A 17037-nucleotide genomic window follows, 5' to 3' on the forward strand; every position below is an offset into this window, starting at 1 on the left:
CTAGTGGACCTGCGTCTGCCAGGCCTCGATCGCGGCGATCACGCGCTCGGAAGCCTGCTGGAGGCATTTCTCGGCTTCGCCGCGCTGTTCGTCGTCCAGATGTTCCCAGGCCATGGCGATGAACGGGCGCGCCTCATCGACCACGTCGTGCTCATAGAGCTGGCGATAGGCGGTTTCGAGCGCGGCCAGGCACTGGCCGATAGCGTCGGCCGGCATCTTGGCCTGCTGGAACACCATCACGCAGGCGCCGGTGGCGGCATTCTCGAGCATCGGCTCGTTTTTGGCCGTTTCCGGATAGTGCTCGGCAAACAGATCCGCGAGGCGCGTGACCATGTCGACGAGCGCCAGCATGGCTGGCATGTCGTCATGCAGGGTCGGATGGCCGCGCTTGGCCGCCACATCCGCGGCCGCCTTGAGCGCCGGGCCGATCACGCGGTGATAGGTCTTGGGGTCGAGCGCCTCGGGATCGAGTTTTTCGGGATCGAGTGGGCGTGCGGTATCCGAGTTTTTCATGATGCAAGACGTCTTGTTCGATAGATGAAGCCGCGCGTGGCCTGGCGCGCGATCTGCAATACGCGCAGGCCCTGCGTCGACACTGTCTGAAATCCTTGGGGCAATCGACACGCCGGGCAAGCGCCGCGGCAGCTATGCCGCCGGCGCAAACACGGGTGCTGTCGATCCTATCACCCGGCCGGCAGCACGATGGCCACCCGTGCACCGCCGTTCTCGCAGTTCGTGAGCGTGATCTCGCCGGTATAGGAGCGCACGATCTCGGCGGCCACCGCCAGCCCGAGTCCCTGACCTTCGCGGTTGGTGTCGGCGCGCACGCCACGTTCGAGCAGGCGCTCGGTGGAGCCATCGCCGAAGCCCTGGCCGTTGTCGTCGATCTGCATGTGGAGATCGCCGTCGCGGGTCTCGGCGCGCACGTCCACCTGGCCGTTGCCGTATTTGGCGGCGTTGTCCATCAGCGTGCCGAGCAGCTCGGTCAGGTCGCCCTCATCGATGGGCGCCTTGACGCCCGTATCGATATGAACGCGGAACCGGGTGCCGTCCTCGGCATAGACCTTGGTCAGCGCGCGGGCAAGCTTCTCGGCGATCGGCGCGATCGAAATCGAGGCGGTCAGGCTGCGCTTGCCGGCCGCGGCGGCCTTCTGCAACTGGTAGTCGAGAATATCGTTCATGCGCGCGAGCTGATTGCGCAGCGGCTTGCGCTGGCTTTCCTCCAGGCGCTGATCCTCGGCGAGTCCGCGCAGCACGGCCATCGGCGTCTTCAGGCTATGCGCGAGATCGCCGAGTGCGTTGCGATAGCGGGTCAGCCGCGCCTGGTCGTTGGAGAGCATGGTGTTGAGATTGCTCACCAGCGGCTGGATCTCGTCCGGATAGCGGCCCTCGATACGCCGTTTTTCGTGTGCTTGGAGTGTGGACAGGTTGCGTGCCAGCCGGCGAAGCGGCGCCAGGCCCCAGCGCAGGATGAGCAATTCGACGATTAGCAGGACCAGCGCAGAGGCGCTGAGCAGTGCCCAGAGCACGCCGCGAAAACGCTGCATCTGTTTGATGAATGTACTCGCGTCCTCGGCCACGACCAGCGTATAGCGAAAGTCTTCGCCGCCGTCGGTCACCCAGCGAAAACCGAAGGACAGCGTGATCAGCGTGCCCTTTTCGGGGTAAATGCGCATGAACTGCCATTCGCCCACCGCCGGCAGACTCGGCATGTCGACCGGGTCGAGCAGCGAAGGCGAGCGCCAGACGGTTTCGCCGTCCTCGTTGAGCACCAGCGCATAGAGGCCGGAATCGGGACGGGTAAGGTCGGATTCGGGCAGCACGCGTGGCGCCAGCTTGAAACCCCCGTCGTCGGTGATTTCCGCGCTGCCTAGCAGTGCATAACTCAGCCCCTGCAGGCGATCGTGCTCGGCCTGGTCGGCGCGCTCGCTCACAGCGGTTTCCAGCGCAACGCCGGTGAGCACGATGAAAGCGAGCAGGAGAACCGCGGTCGCGGCCAGCAGCCGCGCCCGCAGTGAGTTCATCACGAGTCGGTCGCGTCTGCGCCGGTGGTCGCGTCGGCGTTACGCGAAAGCCCGCGCGACAGCCGGTAGCCGCGTCCACGCAGGGTCTCGATCGGCTTGCGCGTGCCTTCCGGGTCCAGCTTGGCGCGCAGGCGCCGCACGAACACCTCGATCACGTTGGAGTCGCGTTCGGCGTTCTCCTCGTAGATATGTTCGGTCAGCGCGGTCTTGGAGACCACTTCGCCGGCATGCAGCATCAGGTGCTCGAGCACGCGGTATTCGTAGGCGGTCAGTTCCACTGATTCCTCGGCGACGAAAACCTCCTGGCGGGCCGTATCGAGCACGATATCGCCGGATTCCAGTTTCGGCTGAGCCCAGCCGCGCGAGCGTCGAACCAGGGCCTGGATGCGCGCGGTCAGCTCTTCCGGCTGGAACGGCTTGACCACGTAATCGTCGGCGCCGGTTTCCAGCCCCTCGACCTTGTCCTGCCAGCGGCTACGCGCGGTGAGGATCAGGATCGGATAGTCGAGTCCGGCTTCGCGGACCTCGCGGATGATATCCAGTCCGGTGGGCCCGGGCAGGCCGAGATCGACAATCGCGATATCGATGGGATATTCGGTCGCGAAGAACAGGCCTTCTTCGCCTTCGCCGGTCGCGTCGACCGCGAAGCCGTCGCTGCGCAGCTGGGCGCAGATCTGCTCGCGCAGATCGACGTCGTCCTCGATGACCAGTGCTCGCATAGGTTCTCTCAGAATCCGGTTTGTGAAGGCGCCGACAGGCGCAGGTTCAGTGGCGGGCCTCGACGTGCACCACACGGACACGCCCGCCATCGAGCAGTTTGACCCGATAGTACGGGCCGCCCGGGCCGTCTTCCAGCACCACGTTGAGCACCCGCCCGCCGTATTCGCGCGAGGCGCGTCGTGCAGCCTCGCCTGGTGCCACGTTGGGTTTCGGGCGGCTGTCGCGCTCGGCTGTCTTGCGCGCGCGTTCCTTGCCGGGACCGGCGCTTTCGGCCAGCGGCGCGCGCAGCGCGTTGCCGCTCATCTGCGCAAGCGCTGGCGTCGGGCCGCCGAGCAGCGCGGTCACGCAGACTGCGATCTGCAGCGTGCGCCAATGTCGGCGTGGTTGGGAGGAGGTCATGATGGCAGCCGCTCGAGCGGGCTAGTAGCCGCTCTGGTTGGCCGGCTGATAACCGCCCTGATAAGTGTTCTGGCGCTGCAGGCAATCGTTCGTCCGATTGTTTTCCATGCGCTTCGCGTTCCAGGCGCCCGCAGCCGCACCCGCGGCCACGCCGACGCCGGTGGCGATATCGCGGCCTGACCCGCCGCCGAACTGGTTGCCGAGCAGTCCGCCGGCCGCGCCGCCGATCACGGCCTGACCCGCGGTGCTCGTGGCGCCTTTAACGGCCACGTTGCGGTCATCCGTCTGGTAATAGCAGTCGTATTTTCCACCGGGCACGGCCTGGAAGATCGGGTCGACCTGCGGTTTCGGATTGCTGGCACAGCCGGCCGCAAACAACACACCGGTGAGCAGTGTGGTGATCAGCGCGAGTCGGCTGGCGAAGGATGTGTTCGATGTCATTGCATGGTCCCCGGTTCTATAATGCAAACGCTAGGCCTGAAGCGCTGAACGCCTGCTTAATTCTCGAGCCGCTGGCCGCGCGGCGGGACAGGCTCATTCATGGCGCATTCACGCGCGCGAGCCAAGACTCCATACAAAGTCGATGCCGTACCCGCGAGGAGGGTGCCGTCATGCCCATACGATTGCGATTTCTGTCCCTGTGCGCCGCGAGCATTGTCGGCGCCACCGCGCTGCTGGCCACGACCACGGCGGTCGCCGCAGACAACTCGGGCATCGTGATCATCGACCAGCAGCAGCGTTCGACGCCTTTCGGCAGCTACAACAGCCGTCGTCAGACCCAGGTGTTCGGCCCGTCGAGCGGCTTTCGCTACGAAGAATATCGGACGCCGGTCCAGCCCGTGTACCCACGTTATCGCAATCCCGGCCATCGTCACGGCCGGAGCGATCGTCACGATGGCGGCTATGCCTATGGGCCGAGCTATCGCGGCGATCAGCGCGAGAGGCGGGTGATTCAACGCTATGGGCCGGGCGCCTATGGCCGCTATGGCGCGCCCGCCGCGCCACGCTATAACGGCCACGGCCACAGTCGTGGACATCGCGATCGCTTTGGCGGCCATGACCGTGGTTATGGCCATGATCGCGACCGTGCCCGTAATGGCCGCGCCATCGATCGCCCGCGGCGGGCGATCAAGCCAGCTCAGCGTGCGATCGGCAGCGATCGGCGCTAATCCGCGGGCGCGGGCGTGCCCGGCATGAGATCGCACTGGCCGAGCGCGTCCTGCCAGCGCTCGGTATGGGTCTCGATGGCCTTCGACAGCCGTTCCCAGACGCCGTGGTCGCTGGACAGCGTTTCGCGACGATAGGTCTCGAATGCCGTCGGCAATAGGGTGCTCTGTACCTCGATGAGCCGTCCGGTGGCGTCGCGCCACAGACGGCCTGCGCGTACCAGATCCGCGAGATAGGGCTGTACGCCCTGGCCATAGATATCGAGCAGGATCGTGCGCAAGACCCGCGCCCGGCGATTGGGCCGCTGGTTGAAGCATAACGGCCGGTCGGCGAGACGGGCGTTGAGGAGTGCGGTGGCCTGTTCCAGTGCCGCGGCCGCTTCCAGCGCTGCGATCTGTAGTGCCCCGCCGTATTCGGTGGCGTCCAGCGTTTCGTAGATCGTTGCCAGCTCGTCGCGCGCGATCGTCTCGCCCGTGTTGAAAGCCGCAATGCGCTCGGCCAATCGTGCGAGTGCCTGGCGGCTACCGCGCCCGGCGAGACTAGGCTGAAGGCCGGCGTCGCCGCCTGCAACGCTGAACAGATGAGCCATGGCCTCGCTCGCCCAGGTCTCGTTCCAGATCGTAGGCGCGCGGTTGGCCTGCTTGCGGGCGATGAGTGTAACCAGGCGCGCCAGAAATTCGGCGTCGTCGGCATCCTCGGCTTGTTCTGCACGACAGTCGACGAGGCCTTCCAATACCTGCGACTCGTAGGCCAGTAGTGCCTGGGGCGGTGCCACTCGCCCGAGGATGCTGTTGCGCTCCGAGACCAGGTTCATCAGTCCGCAGCGGTTCAGTTGGAAGAATCCGATCCAGCCGGTACGCGGCGTATCGATCGGCTGCAGCAGCGCCCGCCGCGGCGGATAGCCAGTGCGCGTTGGTGCCGGCTGGACTGGAATCTCGCGGTCGAGCGTGCGGGCAAGTCGGTCGAGATAGTCGTCGAATCGGGCGCCCGGGCTATCGGCTGCGCTACAGCCGCCGATAAAGATCAGCAGAAGGAGCCCGGCCCTCATCACCCGGGCGAAAGGGCGGGCGTGTCGCGATGTCGTACCCGTCTCGTCAGTGCGCATGGGGCGCGATACGATCCTGCTTGGGGTCCAGTTGCCGGGAGAGAACGCCATGTTCGGCGCTCGCAAGAACAATCAGATCGACAATGTCCGGCCGGCGCGGCGCCGGGTGGCGGTGCACGTCGAATCGCGCCTGGCCCTCAACGAGGCGATTCAGGAGCGCATCGTCGAAGCGGTTTCGCCCATGGCCTGTACGCCGTTGGCCGATCCCGTCGGCGCGGTGCCTGCGGTCGATGCCGTGTTCGCGCTCTACCCGGAACTCGAAACACTGGAGACCCTCGCACACGCCGTACGCGTCCAGCGCGAAGCGCGCGACGATGGTCTGCCGGTTCTGATCGTCGGCCTGTCGCCGGACAATCTCACCGCGTTCGGCGGCTGGCTCGCCAATGCGGCGCGCGACAACGCCGTTCACGGCCTGCGCCTGCTCGTGGATCGCGACCCGAGTGTGGTCATTTCGCGTCTCGAGGCCTATCTGGAGCCGGTATACGAGACCAACATCATTGCGATGCCGGTATCCACGGAAGTCGAGACGCGCGAGTACAAGTATTTCTTCTGCCTGAGTCCGGAACTGCGCGGTCTGCTCAGCTATCTAACCGAGCTGGCGCAGAACAACATCGAGCGTATCTATCTGCTCGGCGGGCCAGGTGCCGGCAAGACATCGCTGGCCTATTACTACTATCTGTGCCGGCAGCGGGGCAATTTCGTAACCGTCAACCTGTCCTCCGAATCCACCGACGACAAGGCAGCCATGAAATCGCTGCTCTGCGGCCATGTCTCGGGGGCGTTCGCCGGCGCCGGTTCGCGCACCGGCGCGTTCTCGCATGCGCGTGATGGCGTGTGTTTCCTCGACGAGTCGCACGGCGTTTCGGGATCGGTGATGGAAGTGCTCATGGAAGCACTCGATTCCGGTCAGTACCTACCCTACGGCGCGTCGGCCAAGCGGCCGCTCGAATGTGCCCTGGTGTTCGCCTCGAACCGCAACTGGGACACGCTGATCTCTTCCGTGAACATGGACGAACACGCCCGCCTGGCGGCGCAGGTGCTGCATCTGCCCGATCTGGCCGTGCGGCGCGAGGATCTGGTCGCGGTGCTTGCGGTCACGCTCGACAACATGCGGCGGCGCTCCACGACCTGGCAGGCGCCGGCCGGGCTCACCCACGCGGCCTGGCAGGCGGTCTGCAACTGCCCGTGGCGCGGCAACACGCGCGCCCTTATCCGGGTGATCGAGACGGCTTTCGTCACCGCCGCCACGCGGCGCTCGCCGTTGATCGAGCGCGATGCGATCGACGAGGCGCTCGCGCTATGGGAACCGGAAACCCACGCCAGCCATGGCCTGTACACGGTTGGCGGGCGCTAGCTCGTCAATACCTGGGCCGCTGTGCGAACAGCGGCGACTGGCTATACTGGCGTGATGGCAACCAACGACAATAATGCCCTCGCGTCGGTCGACGCTTCGCTCGACAGCCTGCGCGAACCGCTGACCCTGCCTTGTGGCCAGACCCTGCCCAACCGCATCGCCAAGGCGGCGATGACCGAAGGCCTGTCCGATGCCGGCATGAACCCGACGCCCGCGCTGGAAACGCTCTACCGGCGCTGGTCGCATGGCGGCGCAGGCCTGCTGATCACCGGCAACGTCCAGATCGATCGCTGGGATCTCGAGCGCCCGGGCAATGTCGTCATCGACGGCGCTGCCGATCCGCGGGCGCTGTCTCGCTGGGCGGCCGCCTCGAAGGAAGGCGGCAATCGCGTCTGGATGCAGTTGTCGCACGCCGGCCGCCAGGCGCCGCTGTATTGCACGCCGCGCCCCGTCGCGCCGTCGGCCGTCGGCCTGAAGCTGCTCGGCGCCTATCGCACGCCGCGCGCGCTTACCCGTCAGGGCATCGAATCGGTGGTCGAACGCTTCGTACACGCAGCCACGGTCGCGCGCGATGCTGGGTTCGACGGTGTGCAGGTCCATGGGGCCCACGGCTATCTGCTCAGCGAGTTTCTGTCGCCGGTGACCAATCGCCGCAGCGACGACTATGGCGGCAGCCTGGAAAACCGGGCGCGCTTGCTGCTCGAGGTTGTACGCGCGGTGCGGGCCGCCGTTGGGCCGGAATTTGCTGTTGGCGTGAAGCTTAACTCCGCCGATTTCCAGAAGGGCGGCTTCACCAACGAGGAATGTCTGCAAGTCGTGCGCTGGCTCAGCGAGTGCGATATCGATCTGCTGGAGATATCCGGCGGCAGCTACGAGCAGCCGCGGCTGCTCGGCCATTCGGGCGACGAGAGCCAGGCTGAAGACGATCGCCGCGAAAGTACGAAGCGGCGCGAAGCCTATTTCATGGAATATGCGGCACTGATTCGCAAGGCGGCGACGATGCCGCTGATGGTGACCGGCGGCTTTCGTTCCGGTGCCGCCATGGTCGAAGCACTCGCCAGCGGCGATACCGACGTGATCGGTCTCGGCCGGCCATTATGTGTCGATCCGGCGTTCGTGAATCGGCTGTTCGAGCAGACTACCGAGCGCGCCGAAGATCCGGGCGCCGACCTGGCCTATGGCGGTGGCAAGCTCGGCCCGCGCTCGTCGATATCGGCGCTACGCTTCATCAATATTTTTTCCCAGATGGGCTGGTACTACATGCAGCTCATGCGCATGGGCCGCGGTGCAGAGCCGGACTGGAACATGCCGCTATGGAAAGGCTTGTTCGGCCATGTGAAGGCCGAGCTGTCGACGGCATGGCGGATCCGCAGCTTCCAGAAGAAAGCGAAGACGCTGGACGCGGAATAACGCGGCTGCAGGCCGCGTCGAAAGCATCTGCGCTTTCGGCTGTTTTGATGCCGGGTTAAGCGGCTAGCTGAATACCGCCACGCCGAGCAGGATCACGCCCAGCGTATTGATCGCGCCGTGGCCGTAGATGAACAGCTTCGGCGGCGCGCTGTGCTTCCAGACGACGCCGAACAGCACCGCGCCCGCACCGAAGCCGATCGCGAGCAGCGCGAACGCGGTCCAGACGAGCGTGCCCGGCGTAATCAGTGCACCGATCAGCAGACACGCCAAGCCGACTCCGGCGATAGCGCCGTGGCCTATGCGCAACGGCCGTGTCGCGCCGTCCAGCGTCGCCATGGTGGCGCCGCCGAGCGCGGCGATCACCAGTAGCCAGAAGGCGAGGACCAGCACGGTCTAGCTCTCGCCCATCTGCGGTTCCGGCTTGGCCGGTTTCTCGCTGCTCGAGCTGTCGTCACCCGAATCCGAAGCGGACGGCTTGTCACCGTCGTTTTCGCTTTGCGGCTTGTTTTCAGCCGACGCCGGTTTGTCGCCGGCCGCTTTCTTCGGCGGCTGGGGCTTCTTCTGCTCCGGCGCCTTCTGCTGCGGCTTGTCCGACGGCTTCTCGGCGTTACTCGTGGCGTTACTGGCGGGCGGCGGGGCGCTCGTCTCGCCATCGGCGACTTCCAGTTCGTCGATCACGTCCTGCACGCCGGCCTGCGAACGGGCGAGCTTGATCGCGCGCTTGCGCGTCTCGTCGTCGGGCACATTGCCGGTGAGCGTGACCACGCGGTTCTTGACCCCGACCGAGATCGCCGCCTTGTCGAATTCCTTCTTGTCCAGCACCTCACGCTGGATGGTGCGGAACAGCACCTCGTCGTTGACGGTCTTGTTGACCGCCTGCGATGCGGCCTCGACTTTCTTGCGTGCTTCCTGGAGCTTAGCCTCGGCCTCGTTGAGGTTGGCCTGGAGCTCGCTCAGCTCTTCCTTCTTGGAGGCGACCTTTTCCTGCGCGTCGTTGCGGGATTCGCGGGTCTCGTTGAGCTTCTCGACCGCGTTGTCGTATTTCTCCTGCGGCGTCTCGGAACAGCCGGCCAACGTGGCCAGGCCGAGCGTGATGGCGACGAGCAGCGCCGCGGGGCGAACAGATTGAGTGGTCATCGAGGTTTAGATGGGCTGACAAACCGATGCCAGCGAAAATAACACGTTTCGATCCGGCTTCCGCAGAGTCCAGCCGTCGCTTGCTCTAGAATATGTCGCCATGCGTATCGCCGGTTTCCAATTCGAGTCGGGCCTAGCCGCCGCGCCGATGGCGGGCGTGACCGACCGTGTCTTTCGCCAGCTCTGCAAAAGCCTGGGCGCGAGCGCGACGACCGCGGAAATGGTCTCGGCTCGCCCCGAACTGCGTGGCACCCGCAAGTCGCAGCTGCGTCTCGATCATGCCGGCGAGCCCGCGCCGCGGATCGTGCAGATTGCCGGCGGCGACGTGGCCGATCTGGTGCACGCCGCCAGGGTCAACGCCGATGAAGGCGCGGATATCATCGATATCAACATGGGCTGTCCGGCCAAGAAGGTCTGTCGCAAGGCCGCGGGTTCGGCGCTGATGGCGGATTACGATCGGGTGGCGGCGATTCTCGACGGCGTCGCCAACGCGGTGGACGTGCCGGTCACGCTCAAGATGCGTACCGGCGTCAGCGCGGATCGGCGCAACGCCGTGGCGATTGCACGCTGTGCCGAGCAAGCCGGCATTGCCGCGCTCGCCGTGCATGGGCGTACCCGGGATCAGCACTACAAGGGCGTGGCCGAGTACCACACGATCGCGGCGGTAAAACGGGCGGTGTCGATTCCGGTCTGGGCGAACGGTGATATCGATTCGCCGGCCAAGGCGCGCCAGGTGCTGGCCGCAACCGGTGCGGACGGGCTGATGATCGGCCGCGCGGCTTGCCGGCGGCCCTGGCTGTTCCGCGATATTGCGATCGAGCGGGCCACCGGGCAGACGCCTGCTGCGCCGACCCTGGCCGACGAGCGCGAGATTCTCATGGCGCTCGTCGAGCAGCTGCATGATTTCTATGGCGAGCAGCAGGGCGTGCGAGTCGCCCGCAAGCATCTCGCGTGGCTGCAGGAACGTCGGCCGGCCCGGCCGGCGCTGTATATGGACATGGTTCAGGCCGCGACTGCGGCCCGCCAGCTACGTCTGCTCGACTGCTATTTCGATGCAGCGCACGCTGCCGAAACCGCCCAAAAGCCTGTGCAGACGCGGGCCGCGGCCTGAGCCGCAGCCCGCTTTCCGTCTTCTTACATGCCTGCGGGGCCAGTCGGGCCTGCAAGACCGCCGATCAAGGCCATGATCAACAGCTGCACGAGCCAGCCCGCTACACAGACGCCCACCGCGCGCAGCGTGCTGTTGTAGTCCAGCGCCTGGCGTACCGCGATGACGGTTGTGGCCAGCATCCACACGGACGCCACGAGCCAGACGATCGGGCCCAGGATGGGAATGATGCCGAATACGCGCAGTAAGCCCGGCGTGGCGGCAAACCCGAGCGTACGCAGTAGTTGGCCGATGTCGGCTTCGGTCTGGGCCTCGGGCAACAGTTTGGTGCCGATCGCCCAGATAATCGCGGCCCAGATCAGCCAGCCGAGAAGGGCGGCCACCGCGTTGAGTAGCAGAAAACCGATACTGCCGCCCACGGCGCCGAGCGCGCCGATGCCGGCCGCCAGCGCGGCCAGCGCGACGACCAGGGCCGCCTGGCCGGTGGCGCTGCTGTCGTGTTCGACCTCTTCATAGGTCGGCGCCTGCAGTTTGGCGGCGCCGATCATCCGTTGGGTAAAGCTTTGCATGAGAGCCTCGCGGGTGCGTTTCGATTTCGATCTTGAGGCAAACCCGCGGCGCTGACCAGCCCTCACGCGCGTATTTGATCGTGTCGATTGCGCTGGGGTCGGGCGGCCACTACGCTAGCCGCAATTGCTTATTGCTCCGGTGAAGATTCTGCGCGCGCTATTGTTGATCAATCGGGAATCCCGCCAGGGTGAAGCCAACGCACAGGCGGCCCGCGATGCGCTGGAGGCCCTCGACGTCGAAGTTCTGCTCGGCAAGTTTGATGAGCCGGACGACGTGCCCGCCGAGATCGACCGTCATGCCCAGGCGGTGGATATCATCGTGCTGGGCGGCGGCGACGGTACGCTCAATCTGGCGGCGGAATCGGTAATGCACTCGGGCAAGCCCATGGGTGTGCTGCCACTGGGCACCGCGAACGATTTCGCGCGCACGCTACTCATCCCTACCGAATTGCAGGCAGCCTGCCGCAACGTGGTCGAGGGCGTGACCCACGGTGTCGATCTGGGCAAGTGCAACGACGTGCATTTCGTGAACGTCGCCAGCATTGGCCTGGCCGTGCGGGCCTGTGAATACCGTTCCGACGTGGCCAAACGATGGTTCGGCTCGCTGGGCTATGCCAGCAACGTGTTCTCGGCCTACCGCGATACCAAACCGTTCGGCGCGACGGTGCGTTGCGGCGACGAAAGCCACCGGCTGCACTCGATCCAGCTCGCGGTCGGCAACGGCCGTTACTTCGGCGGCGGGCTGGCTGTGGCCAGCGATGCGGCGCTCGACGATGGCCGGTTGGATCTCTACAGCCTCAAGCCGCAGTCGCTGGCCAAGCTGGTCGGCATGCTGCCCGCGCTGGTGCGCGGGCCGGACAAATCGGTGCAGGGCGTGCAGCTGCTCGAAGGCACGACTTTCGAGATCACCACCGACCGGCCGATGCCGATCAATACCGACGGCGAGATTCTCACCGAAACGCCGGCCAGCTTCCGCGTGTTCCCGGGCGCGCTACAAGTAAAGGTGCCGCAGGAGTATGTCGACCGGTATGGCAGCAGCAACGCGGCCTGAGCCGGTTCGAGCAGGTCGCCGCCCGCATGGAGAAGCCCATGACTGATCGCCCGCAGCGATTCACGGATGCCGAAGCCACTGTCGACTGGCTGATCGAGACTGTTGGCCAAGACATCCGCGTCGGCGCGCCGCTTGGGCTCGGCAAGCCGGCCACGCTGCTTAATGCCCTTTACGCGCGGGCCAAGGCGAATCCCGCAATCCGGTTGAGCATTCTCACTGCGCTGTCGCTTGACGTGCCGCACGCATCGAGCGATCTGGAGCGCCGGATCATGGATCCGATCGTCGAGCGCGTGTTCGAGGATTATCCGGGGCTGCATTACCTGCGAGACGTCCAATCCGGCGCGCTGCCGGACAACGTCACGGTGTCCGAATTCTTCTTCCAGCCCGGCGCGTTGCTCGGTAACGAACACGCGCAGCGCCACTATCGCTCGGTCAACTACACCCATGTGGCGCGCGACCTGATCAACTCGGGTGTCAACGTGCTCATGCAAATGGGGGCACCCGGCCCGGACGACAGCTGTTTCTCGTTGTCGAGCAATACCGACGTGACGCTCGATCTGGTGCCTGTGATCGAAGCCATGCGCGAGCGCGGCGAGCCAATCTGGGTAATCGGCCAGCTCAATGCCCGTATGCCGATGATGACGCGCAGCGCGCTCGTCGATGCCTCGCTGGCAGATGCCATATTCGAGGGCGAGGCCGCCACCTTCAAACCCTTCGGCGCGCCGGCGATGCCGGTCGCGCCTGCCGACTACGCGATCGGCCTGCGTGTATCCGGCCTGATCGCGGATGGCGGCACGCTGCAGATCGGCATCGGTTCGCTGTCCGATGCGATCGCCTATAGCTGCGACCTGAGGCATAACCACAACGCGGACTATCAGGCATTGATGCACGGCATCGATCGTGGCGACGCCGAGCGCGCGTTGATCGAGGCCATCGGCGGTCTCGAGCCTTTCGAGCAGGGCCTCTACGGCTGTACGGAAATGCTGGTCGACGCCTATATCCAGATGTATCGCGCGGGCGTGATCTCGCGGCCGGTCTACGACGATATCGGTATTCAGAAGCTCCTCGATGCCGGCGCGATTGGCATCGATGTGAACGCCGCGACACTCGCCGCGTTGCGCGATGCGGGCGATCTACGCAGCCAGCTCGATGAAACTGATGTGGCGCGTCTCAAGCATATCGGCGTGTTTCACGACGACGTGTCTCTGCAAGGGCGCGAACTGGATGCCGGCGACGGCGGCGCAGCGATCGCGGCCGATCTCGACGATGCAACGGCCCGCGCCGAAATCGAGGCGCGTTGTCTCGGCGATCGACTCAAGGGCGCGACGCTCGTGCACGGCGGCTTTTTTCTCGGGCCGAACAGTTTCTACGATGCACTGCACGCGCTCGACGATGACGAACGCGATCTGTTCCACATGACCAGCGTTGGCGAGATCAACGAACTCTATGGCAACGAGGCGCTGCGCCGCGTGCAGCGCCGGCAGTCGCGCTTCGTGAATACCGCGATCAAGGCCACGCTGTCGGGGGCCATCGCCTCGGACGGACTCGAAAGCGGCCAGGTGCTGTCCGGCGTGGGCGGCCAGTACAACTTCGTCTCCCAGGCCCATGCACTCGAAGACGGCCGCTCGATCATCTGCGTGCGCGCGGTGCGCCAGTCTTCGGACGGTCCGGAATCGAATATCGTGGCCCACTACGCGCATACGACGATCCCGCGCCACCTGCGCGATATCGTGGTCACCGAATACGGCGTGGCCGATCTGCGCGGCAAGACGGATGAAGAGGTCGCCAAGGCGCTGATCGAAATCGCCGATGCGCGCTTTCAGGATGAACTGCGCAGTTCGGCGGTCGCGGCCGGCAAGCTGGCGCGTGATTACCAGGTGCCGATCCGCGCACGCAGCAACACGCCGGAGAACGTCGGCCGTTGGCTTGCAGCGGAAAAGGCCAGGGGCCGTTTCGAGCCGTATCCCTACGGCAGCGATTTCACCGAGATCGAGCGTGCGTTGATCGGCGCGCTCAAGAAACTGCAGGGCGGCTCCACCGGCCAGACGCTGTCGCAGTTCGCGCGCCATGCCGCCCGCTTGGCCAGCCTGCCGGTGGCGGCCGGGCCCTATCTCGAACGCATGGGGCTGGAGCGTCCGCGCAGCCTGCGCGAATCGCTCTATGCCCGGCTGGTGACGCTCGCTCTGATCAACGACGGCCTGATCGACGCGGACGACGACAAGACCGAAGACAGCGACCACGGCGCATGACGGACTCGAACCCGAAAGCGCGCTTCGACAGCCCCGAAGCGCTCGACGCCGCGCTCGCTGATCAGGCCTATGTCACCGACGCCGATCTGCGCATGACGCTGTATCTGGCGATGGCGCTGGGCAAGCCGTTGCTGGTGGAAGGTCCCGCCGGTGTCGGCAAGACGGAGATCGCGCGGGCGCTGTCGGCAGCGCTGGATACCCGTCTTATCCGGTTGCAGTGCTATGAAGGTCTGGATGCCGCCCAGGCGCTGTACGAATGGGACTATCCGCGCCAGTTGTTGGAAATTCGCCTGCAGGAAGCCGCCGGCGCGTCGGCCGACACGCTCCGGGCCAGCCTCTATAGCGACGATTTCCTGCTCGAACGGCCGCTGCTCGCGGCCCTGCGCCACAGTCCGCCGCCGGTGCTGCTGATTGACGAGCTCGACCGCGCTGACGAGGCCTTCGAGAGTTTTCTGCTCGAAATCCTGTCCGAATGGCAGATCAGCATTCCCGAATACGGCACCGTCCGTGCCGAGGTGCCGCCGCTGGTCGTGATCACTGGCAATCGCACCCGCGCGCTGGCCGAAGCCACGCGCCGCCGCTGTCTGTATCTGTGGCTGGATTACCCGGACCGGGCCAAGGAACGAGCGGTGCTGGAACAACGGCTGCCCGGTATCGACGCCGCTCTGGCCGATGCGATCGTCGATTATCTCGCCTGGGCCCGCGAACAGGACCTGACCAAGACGCCCGGCCTGTCGGAGACGCTCGATTGGGCCGCGTCTTTGATCGAGATCGGTGCTGCGGATCTCGATCATGCCCAGGTGCCGGCCACGCTCGGCGCGCTGTTCAAGGACCCGGCCGATATCGACTCAATGCGCGAGCGGCTGGCGGTCTACCGCGGTGGCCGCTGACAAACAGTTTCGCAACGCTGGCCGTTACTGGTCGCTGACACGCGCGCTGGCGGCGTTTGCCAGCGAACTGCGGGCCCAGGGTGTGACGGTGAGCCCGGCCGAAAGCGCCGATGCATTGGCCGCGCTCCAAGCGTTACCGGTCACCGACAAGCCGCGTTTCGCAGCCGTGCTTCGTGCCTGCATGGCCAAGACGCCCGACGATCGGGCCCGTTTCGATACCGTCTTCGACGCGTTCTGGGGTGATCATTTTATTACGCCTGCGAAGACCGTGGAGCGCGACGCCGGCGACGAAGATCACGACAGCGACGAGCCGGCCCGCGGCACCGGTGACGGCGGCGATCCCGATCCGGCCCGCGGGCAAACGCTCGACGAAACGCAGTCGGACGGGCCGAACGACGGCGCCAGCGGTCAGCGCCGGGCCATGCAGGCCGACTTGGCTGCGATCGACGAGCGTGAGCGCGCCGCGATGGAACGCTTGATTCGCGCCCTGGGTCGCCAGCTCGCTCGACGCGCCGCCCGACGCTGGCGTCGGCGTGCCCAGGGCCGGCTGGATCTGCGTGCCAGTCTGCGCAGCGCAATCGCTCGGGGCGGGGAGGTATTCGCGTTCCGACGCCGCTATCGGCCACGCGAGCGGCCACGGCTGGTGGTGTTCGCAGACGTCAGCTATTCGATGGACGCCTATAGCCGTTTCTTCTTGTGTTTCGTGCACGCGTTTGGTCAGGCGTTTCGCTCGATGGAGAGCTTTGTGTTCAGCACGCAGCTGTCGCGGGTTACCGAGCCGTTGGCTCGTGGGCGTGTCGAGGCCGCACTGGCTCGATTAGCGGACACGGTCGACGACTGGGCCGGCGGCACGCGTATCGCCACGTCGCTGGAAGCCTTCATGGCGCGTCATGCCGATCAAATGCTCGATCGCAACACGGTGGTGATGATCGTGTCCGACGGCTGGGACAGTGATGAGCCGGAGCGTCTACAGGCCGCTCTGAAGCAGCTGCGTGCTCGTTGTCGTGCACTGATCTGGCTCGATCCCCTGATGGATCATCCACGTTATTTCACGACCGCGTTGGGCGTTCAGCACGACTCGCCACATGTTGATCTTTGTGCGCCGGCGCGGGATCTCGATGGGCTTGCACGGCTTGTCGATCGGCTCTCGCGGAAGCGCTTGGTCTAGAACTGCGGGTGGCTTTGTTTGAACGTCTGAGTTGAAAGCCGGTGACTTCAGGTCGCGAGTCTTTCGGCACTCACAAGTTCGTCGCACCTTTTGTTTCGCGCTGCTGCGCGACTCACTTTCTTTTGCTTGTCCAAAAGAAAGTAAGCAAAGAAAAAAGACACCCGGACACAGCGCCGGCTGCGCCGGTGCACTCCGACACGCAGCGGCGACGGGATGCGGCCAGGACTCGCGTCGCTTTGGCGACGCTCAAACAGGCTGGCCGCACCGGCGCAGTGCGCCGGACACCCGTCGCCACTCCGTGTCTGCGTCGCCGTGCAACGGGCCGGAATACACAGGCCAAGCCAAGAGCGAGCGTTACTAACTTGCTGCGCCGGCAGTCGTTAGTGGACCGCGCTTACTCGGACTCGCCTTCGGCGTCGTCTGACAAAGATCGCTTCGCGATCTTCTGGGCGAAGCGTTAGCGAGCCTGTCTGTATTGGGTTCCCTTGGGCGTAGCGCCGAGCAGTGGAGGCCGCAAGCGGATAAGGCAGCCGGATGTCTGAGCGCAGCGAGTTTCCGGCTGGCCCGCTTGCGGACGGAGCCGCGCAGGGCACCGATGCGTAGCATCGGCGCAAGACAGGGCGCCTTTTGTTTTGGCTGGCGGTTTCAAGTATCAAGTGCAACAGCGCCATTGTCCCGGTCTTGGA

The 17037-nt window shown here is 65.4% G+C and carries 17 protein-coding genes; 8 read left to right on the forward strand and 9 right to left on the reverse strand.

Annotated elements, in window-relative coordinates; genetic code table 11:
• The 5 genes from SADO_RS09495 to SADO_RS09515 form a co-directional block, all read right to left on the reverse strand.
• Nucleotides 1-513, reverse strand: coding sequence for a hypothetical protein (locus SADO_RS09495; RefSeq protein ID WP_353110940.1), 513 nt, complete (start codon nt 511-513; stop codon nt 1-3).
• Nucleotides 514-683: 170 nt separating this feature from the next.
• Nucleotides 684-2024, reverse strand: a complete 1341-nt coding sequence (locus SADO_RS09500; RefSeq protein WP_353110979.1) for an ATP-binding protein — start codon at nt 2022-2024, stop codon at nt 684-686.
• Nucleotides 2024-2743 (reverse strand): response regulator transcription factor, encoded by a 720-nt coding sequence (locus SADO_RS09505; RefSeq protein WP_353110941.1) that lies wholly within the window; start codon nt 2741-2743, stop codon nt 2024-2026. Before SADO_RS09505 ends, SADO_RS09500 begins: the two co-directional genes overlap by 1 nt.
• Before the next feature lie 46 nt (nt 2744-2789).
• Entirely contained in the window at nt 2790-3143 is a 354-nt protein-coding gene (locus tag SADO_RS09510; protein ID WP_353110942.1) for a PepSY domain-containing protein, read from the reverse strand.
• Nucleotides 3144-3164: 21 nt separating this feature from the next.
• Nucleotides 3165-3584, reverse strand: a complete 420-nt coding sequence (locus SADO_RS09515; protein WP_353110943.1) for a glycine zipper 2TM domain-containing protein — start codon at nt 3582-3584, stop codon at nt 3165-3167.
• Nucleotides 3585-3754: 170 nt separating this feature from the next.
• On the opposite strand from SADO_RS09515, the gene SADO_RS09520 reads away from it, so the two are divergent.
• On the forward strand, nt 3755-4312 hold the full coding sequence (locus tag SADO_RS09520; RefSeq protein ID WP_353110944.1) for a hypothetical protein: 558 nt from the start codon (nt 3755-3757) through the stop codon (nt 4310-4312).
• Here the strand turns inward: SADO_RS09520 and SADO_RS09525 are convergent.
• A complete protein-coding gene (locus SADO_RS09525) occupies nt 4309-5415 on the reverse strand; it encodes a DUF3080 family protein (RefSeq protein ID WP_353110945.1) in 1107 nt (368 codons plus the stop codon). The two genes, SADO_RS09520 and SADO_RS09525, sit on opposite strands and share 4 nt — an antisense overlap.
• On the opposite strand from SADO_RS09525, the gene SADO_RS09530 reads away from it, so the two are divergent.
• Complete coding sequence (locus tag SADO_RS09530) at nt 5414-6769, forward strand: sigma 54-interacting transcriptional regulator (RefSeq protein ID WP_353110946.1); 1356 nt, start codon at nt 5414-5416, stop codon at nt 6767-6769. The genes SADO_RS09525 and SADO_RS09530 overlap by 2 nt on opposite strands.
• A gap of 54 nt (nt 6770-6823) precedes the next feature.
• Complete coding sequence (locus tag SADO_RS09535) at nt 6824-8179, forward strand: NADH:flavin oxidoreductase/NADH oxidase family protein (RefSeq protein WP_353110947.1); 1356 nt, start codon at nt 6824-6826, stop codon at nt 8177-8179.
• A 63-nt stretch (nt 8180-8242) separates the two neighbouring features.
• On the opposite strand, the gene SADO_RS09540 is transcribed toward SADO_RS09535, so the two are convergent.
• Nucleotides 8243-8569 carry a hypothetical protein gene (locus SADO_RS09540; protein ID WP_353110948.1) on the reverse strand — a complete coding sequence of 109 codons (327 nt, stop codon included), beginning with the start codon at nt 8567-8569 and terminating at the stop codon, nt 8243-8245.
• Between the two features lie 3 nt (nt 8570-8572).
• Nucleotides 8573-9316, reverse strand: a complete 744-nt coding sequence (locus SADO_RS09545; RefSeq protein WP_353110949.1) for a BON domain-containing protein — start codon at nt 9314-9316, stop codon at nt 8573-8575.
• Between the two features lie 100 nt (nt 9317-9416).
• Between SADO_RS09545 and dusB the strand changes: the two genes are divergently transcribed.
• Nucleotides 9417-10427 (forward strand): tRNA dihydrouridine synthase DusB, encoded by a 1011-nt coding sequence (dusB, locus tag SADO_RS09550; protein WP_353110950.1) that lies wholly within the window; start codon nt 9417-9419, stop codon nt 10425-10427.
• Nucleotides 10428-10450: 23 nt separating this feature from the next.
• On the opposite strand, the gene SADO_RS09555 is transcribed toward dusB, so the two are convergent.
• The gene (locus tag SADO_RS09555) at nt 10451-10993 is read right to left on the reverse strand and encodes a YIP1 family protein (RefSeq protein ID WP_353110951.1); all 543 of its coding nucleotides are present in this window, start codon (nt 10991-10993) and stop codon (nt 10451-10453) included.
• A 124-nt stretch (nt 10994-11117) separates the two neighbouring features.
• Here SADO_RS09555 and SADO_RS09560 point away from each other — a divergent pair, with 124 nt between their 5' ends.
• Genes SADO_RS09560 through SADO_RS09575 form a run of 4 tightly spaced genes read left to right on the forward strand, consistent with a single transcriptional unit; the run spans nt 11118 to nt 16351 of the window.
• On the forward strand, nt 11118-12044 hold the full coding sequence (locus SADO_RS09560; RefSeq protein ID WP_353110952.1) for a lipid kinase: 927 nt from the start codon (nt 11118-11120) through the stop codon (nt 12042-12044).
• Nucleotides 12045-12082: 38 nt separating this feature from the next.
• The gene (locus SADO_RS09565; RefSeq protein ID WP_353110953.1) at nt 12083-14293 is read left to right on the forward strand and encodes an acetyl-CoA hydrolase/transferase C-terminal domain-containing protein; all 2211 of its coding nucleotides are present in this window, start codon (nt 12083-12085) and stop codon (nt 14291-14293) included.
• Nucleotides 14290-15183 (forward strand): AAA family ATPase, encoded by an 894-nt coding sequence (locus tag SADO_RS09570; protein WP_353110954.1) that lies wholly within the window; start codon nt 14290-14292, stop codon nt 15181-15183. Before SADO_RS09565 ends, SADO_RS09570 begins: the two co-directional genes overlap by 4 nt.
• The gene (locus tag SADO_RS09575) at nt 15173-16351 is read left to right on the forward strand and encodes a vWA domain-containing protein (RefSeq protein ID WP_353110955.1); all 1179 of its coding nucleotides are present in this window, start codon (nt 15173-15175) and stop codon (nt 16349-16351) included. The genes SADO_RS09570 and SADO_RS09575 overlap by 11 nt, the downstream gene beginning before the upstream one ends.
• Nucleotides 16352-17037 lie beyond the last annotated feature (686 nt).

This window comes from Salinisphaera dokdonensis CL-ES53, from assembly GCF_040361215.1.
GTDB classification, from domain to species: Bacteria; Pseudomonadota; Gammaproteobacteria; order Nevskiales; family Salinisphaeraceae; genus Salinisphaera; species Salinisphaera dokdonensis.

Bases quoted from the DNA above. Each gene is read 5' to 3' on its own strand.
- SADO_RS09495 (WP_353110940.1), bottom strand. From the start codon at position 513: ATGAAAAACTCGGATACCGCACGCCCACTCGATCCCGAAAAACTCGAT.
- SADO_RS09500 (WP_353110979.1), bottom strand. From the start codon at position 2,024: ATGAACTCACTGCGGGCGCGGCTGCTGGCCGCGACCGCGGTTCTCCTG.
- SADO_RS09505 (WP_353110941.1), bottom strand. From the start codon at position 2,743: ATGCGAGCACTGGTCATCGAGGACGACGTCGATCTGCGCGAGCAGATC.
- SADO_RS09510 (WP_353110942.1), bottom strand. From the start codon at position 3,143: ATGACCTCCTCCCAACCACGCCGACATTGGCGCACGCTGCAGATCGCA.
- SADO_RS09515 (WP_353110943.1), bottom strand. From the start codon at position 3,584: ATGACATCGAACACATCCTTCGCCAGCCGACTCGCGCTGATCACCACA.
- SADO_RS09520 (WP_353110944.1), top strand. From the start codon at position 3,755: ATGCCCATACGATTGCGATTTCTGTCCCTGTGCGCCGCGAGCATTGTC.
- SADO_RS09530 (WP_353110946.1), top strand. From the start codon at position 5,414: ATGGGGCGCGATACGATCCTGCTTGGGGTCCAGTTGCCGGGAGAGAAC.
- SADO_RS09525 (WP_353110945.1), bottom strand. From the start codon at position 5,415: ATGCGCACTGACGAGACGGGTACGACATCGCGACACGCCCGCCCTTTC.
- SADO_RS09535 (WP_353110947.1), top strand. From the start codon at position 6,824: ATGGCAACCAACGACAATAATGCCCTCGCGTCGGTCGACGCTTCGCTC.
- SADO_RS09545 (WP_353110949.1), bottom strand. From the start codon at position 9,316: ATGACCACTCAATCTGTTCGCCCCGCGGCGCTGCTCGTCGCCATCACG.
- dusB (WP_353110950.1), top strand. From the start codon at position 9,417: ATGCGTATCGCCGGTTTCCAATTCGAGTCGGGCCTAGCCGCCGCGCCG.
- SADO_RS09555 (WP_353110951.1), bottom strand. From the start codon at position 10,993: ATGCAAAGCTTTACCCAACGGATGATCGGCGCCGCCAAACTGCAGGCG.
- SADO_RS09565 (WP_353110953.1), top strand. From the start codon at position 12,083: ATGACTGATCGCCCGCAGCGATTCACGGATGCCGAAGCCACTGTCGAC.
- SADO_RS09570 (WP_353110954.1), top strand. From the start codon at position 14,290: ATGACGGACTCGAACCCGAAAGCGCGCTTCGACAGCCCCGAAGCGCTC.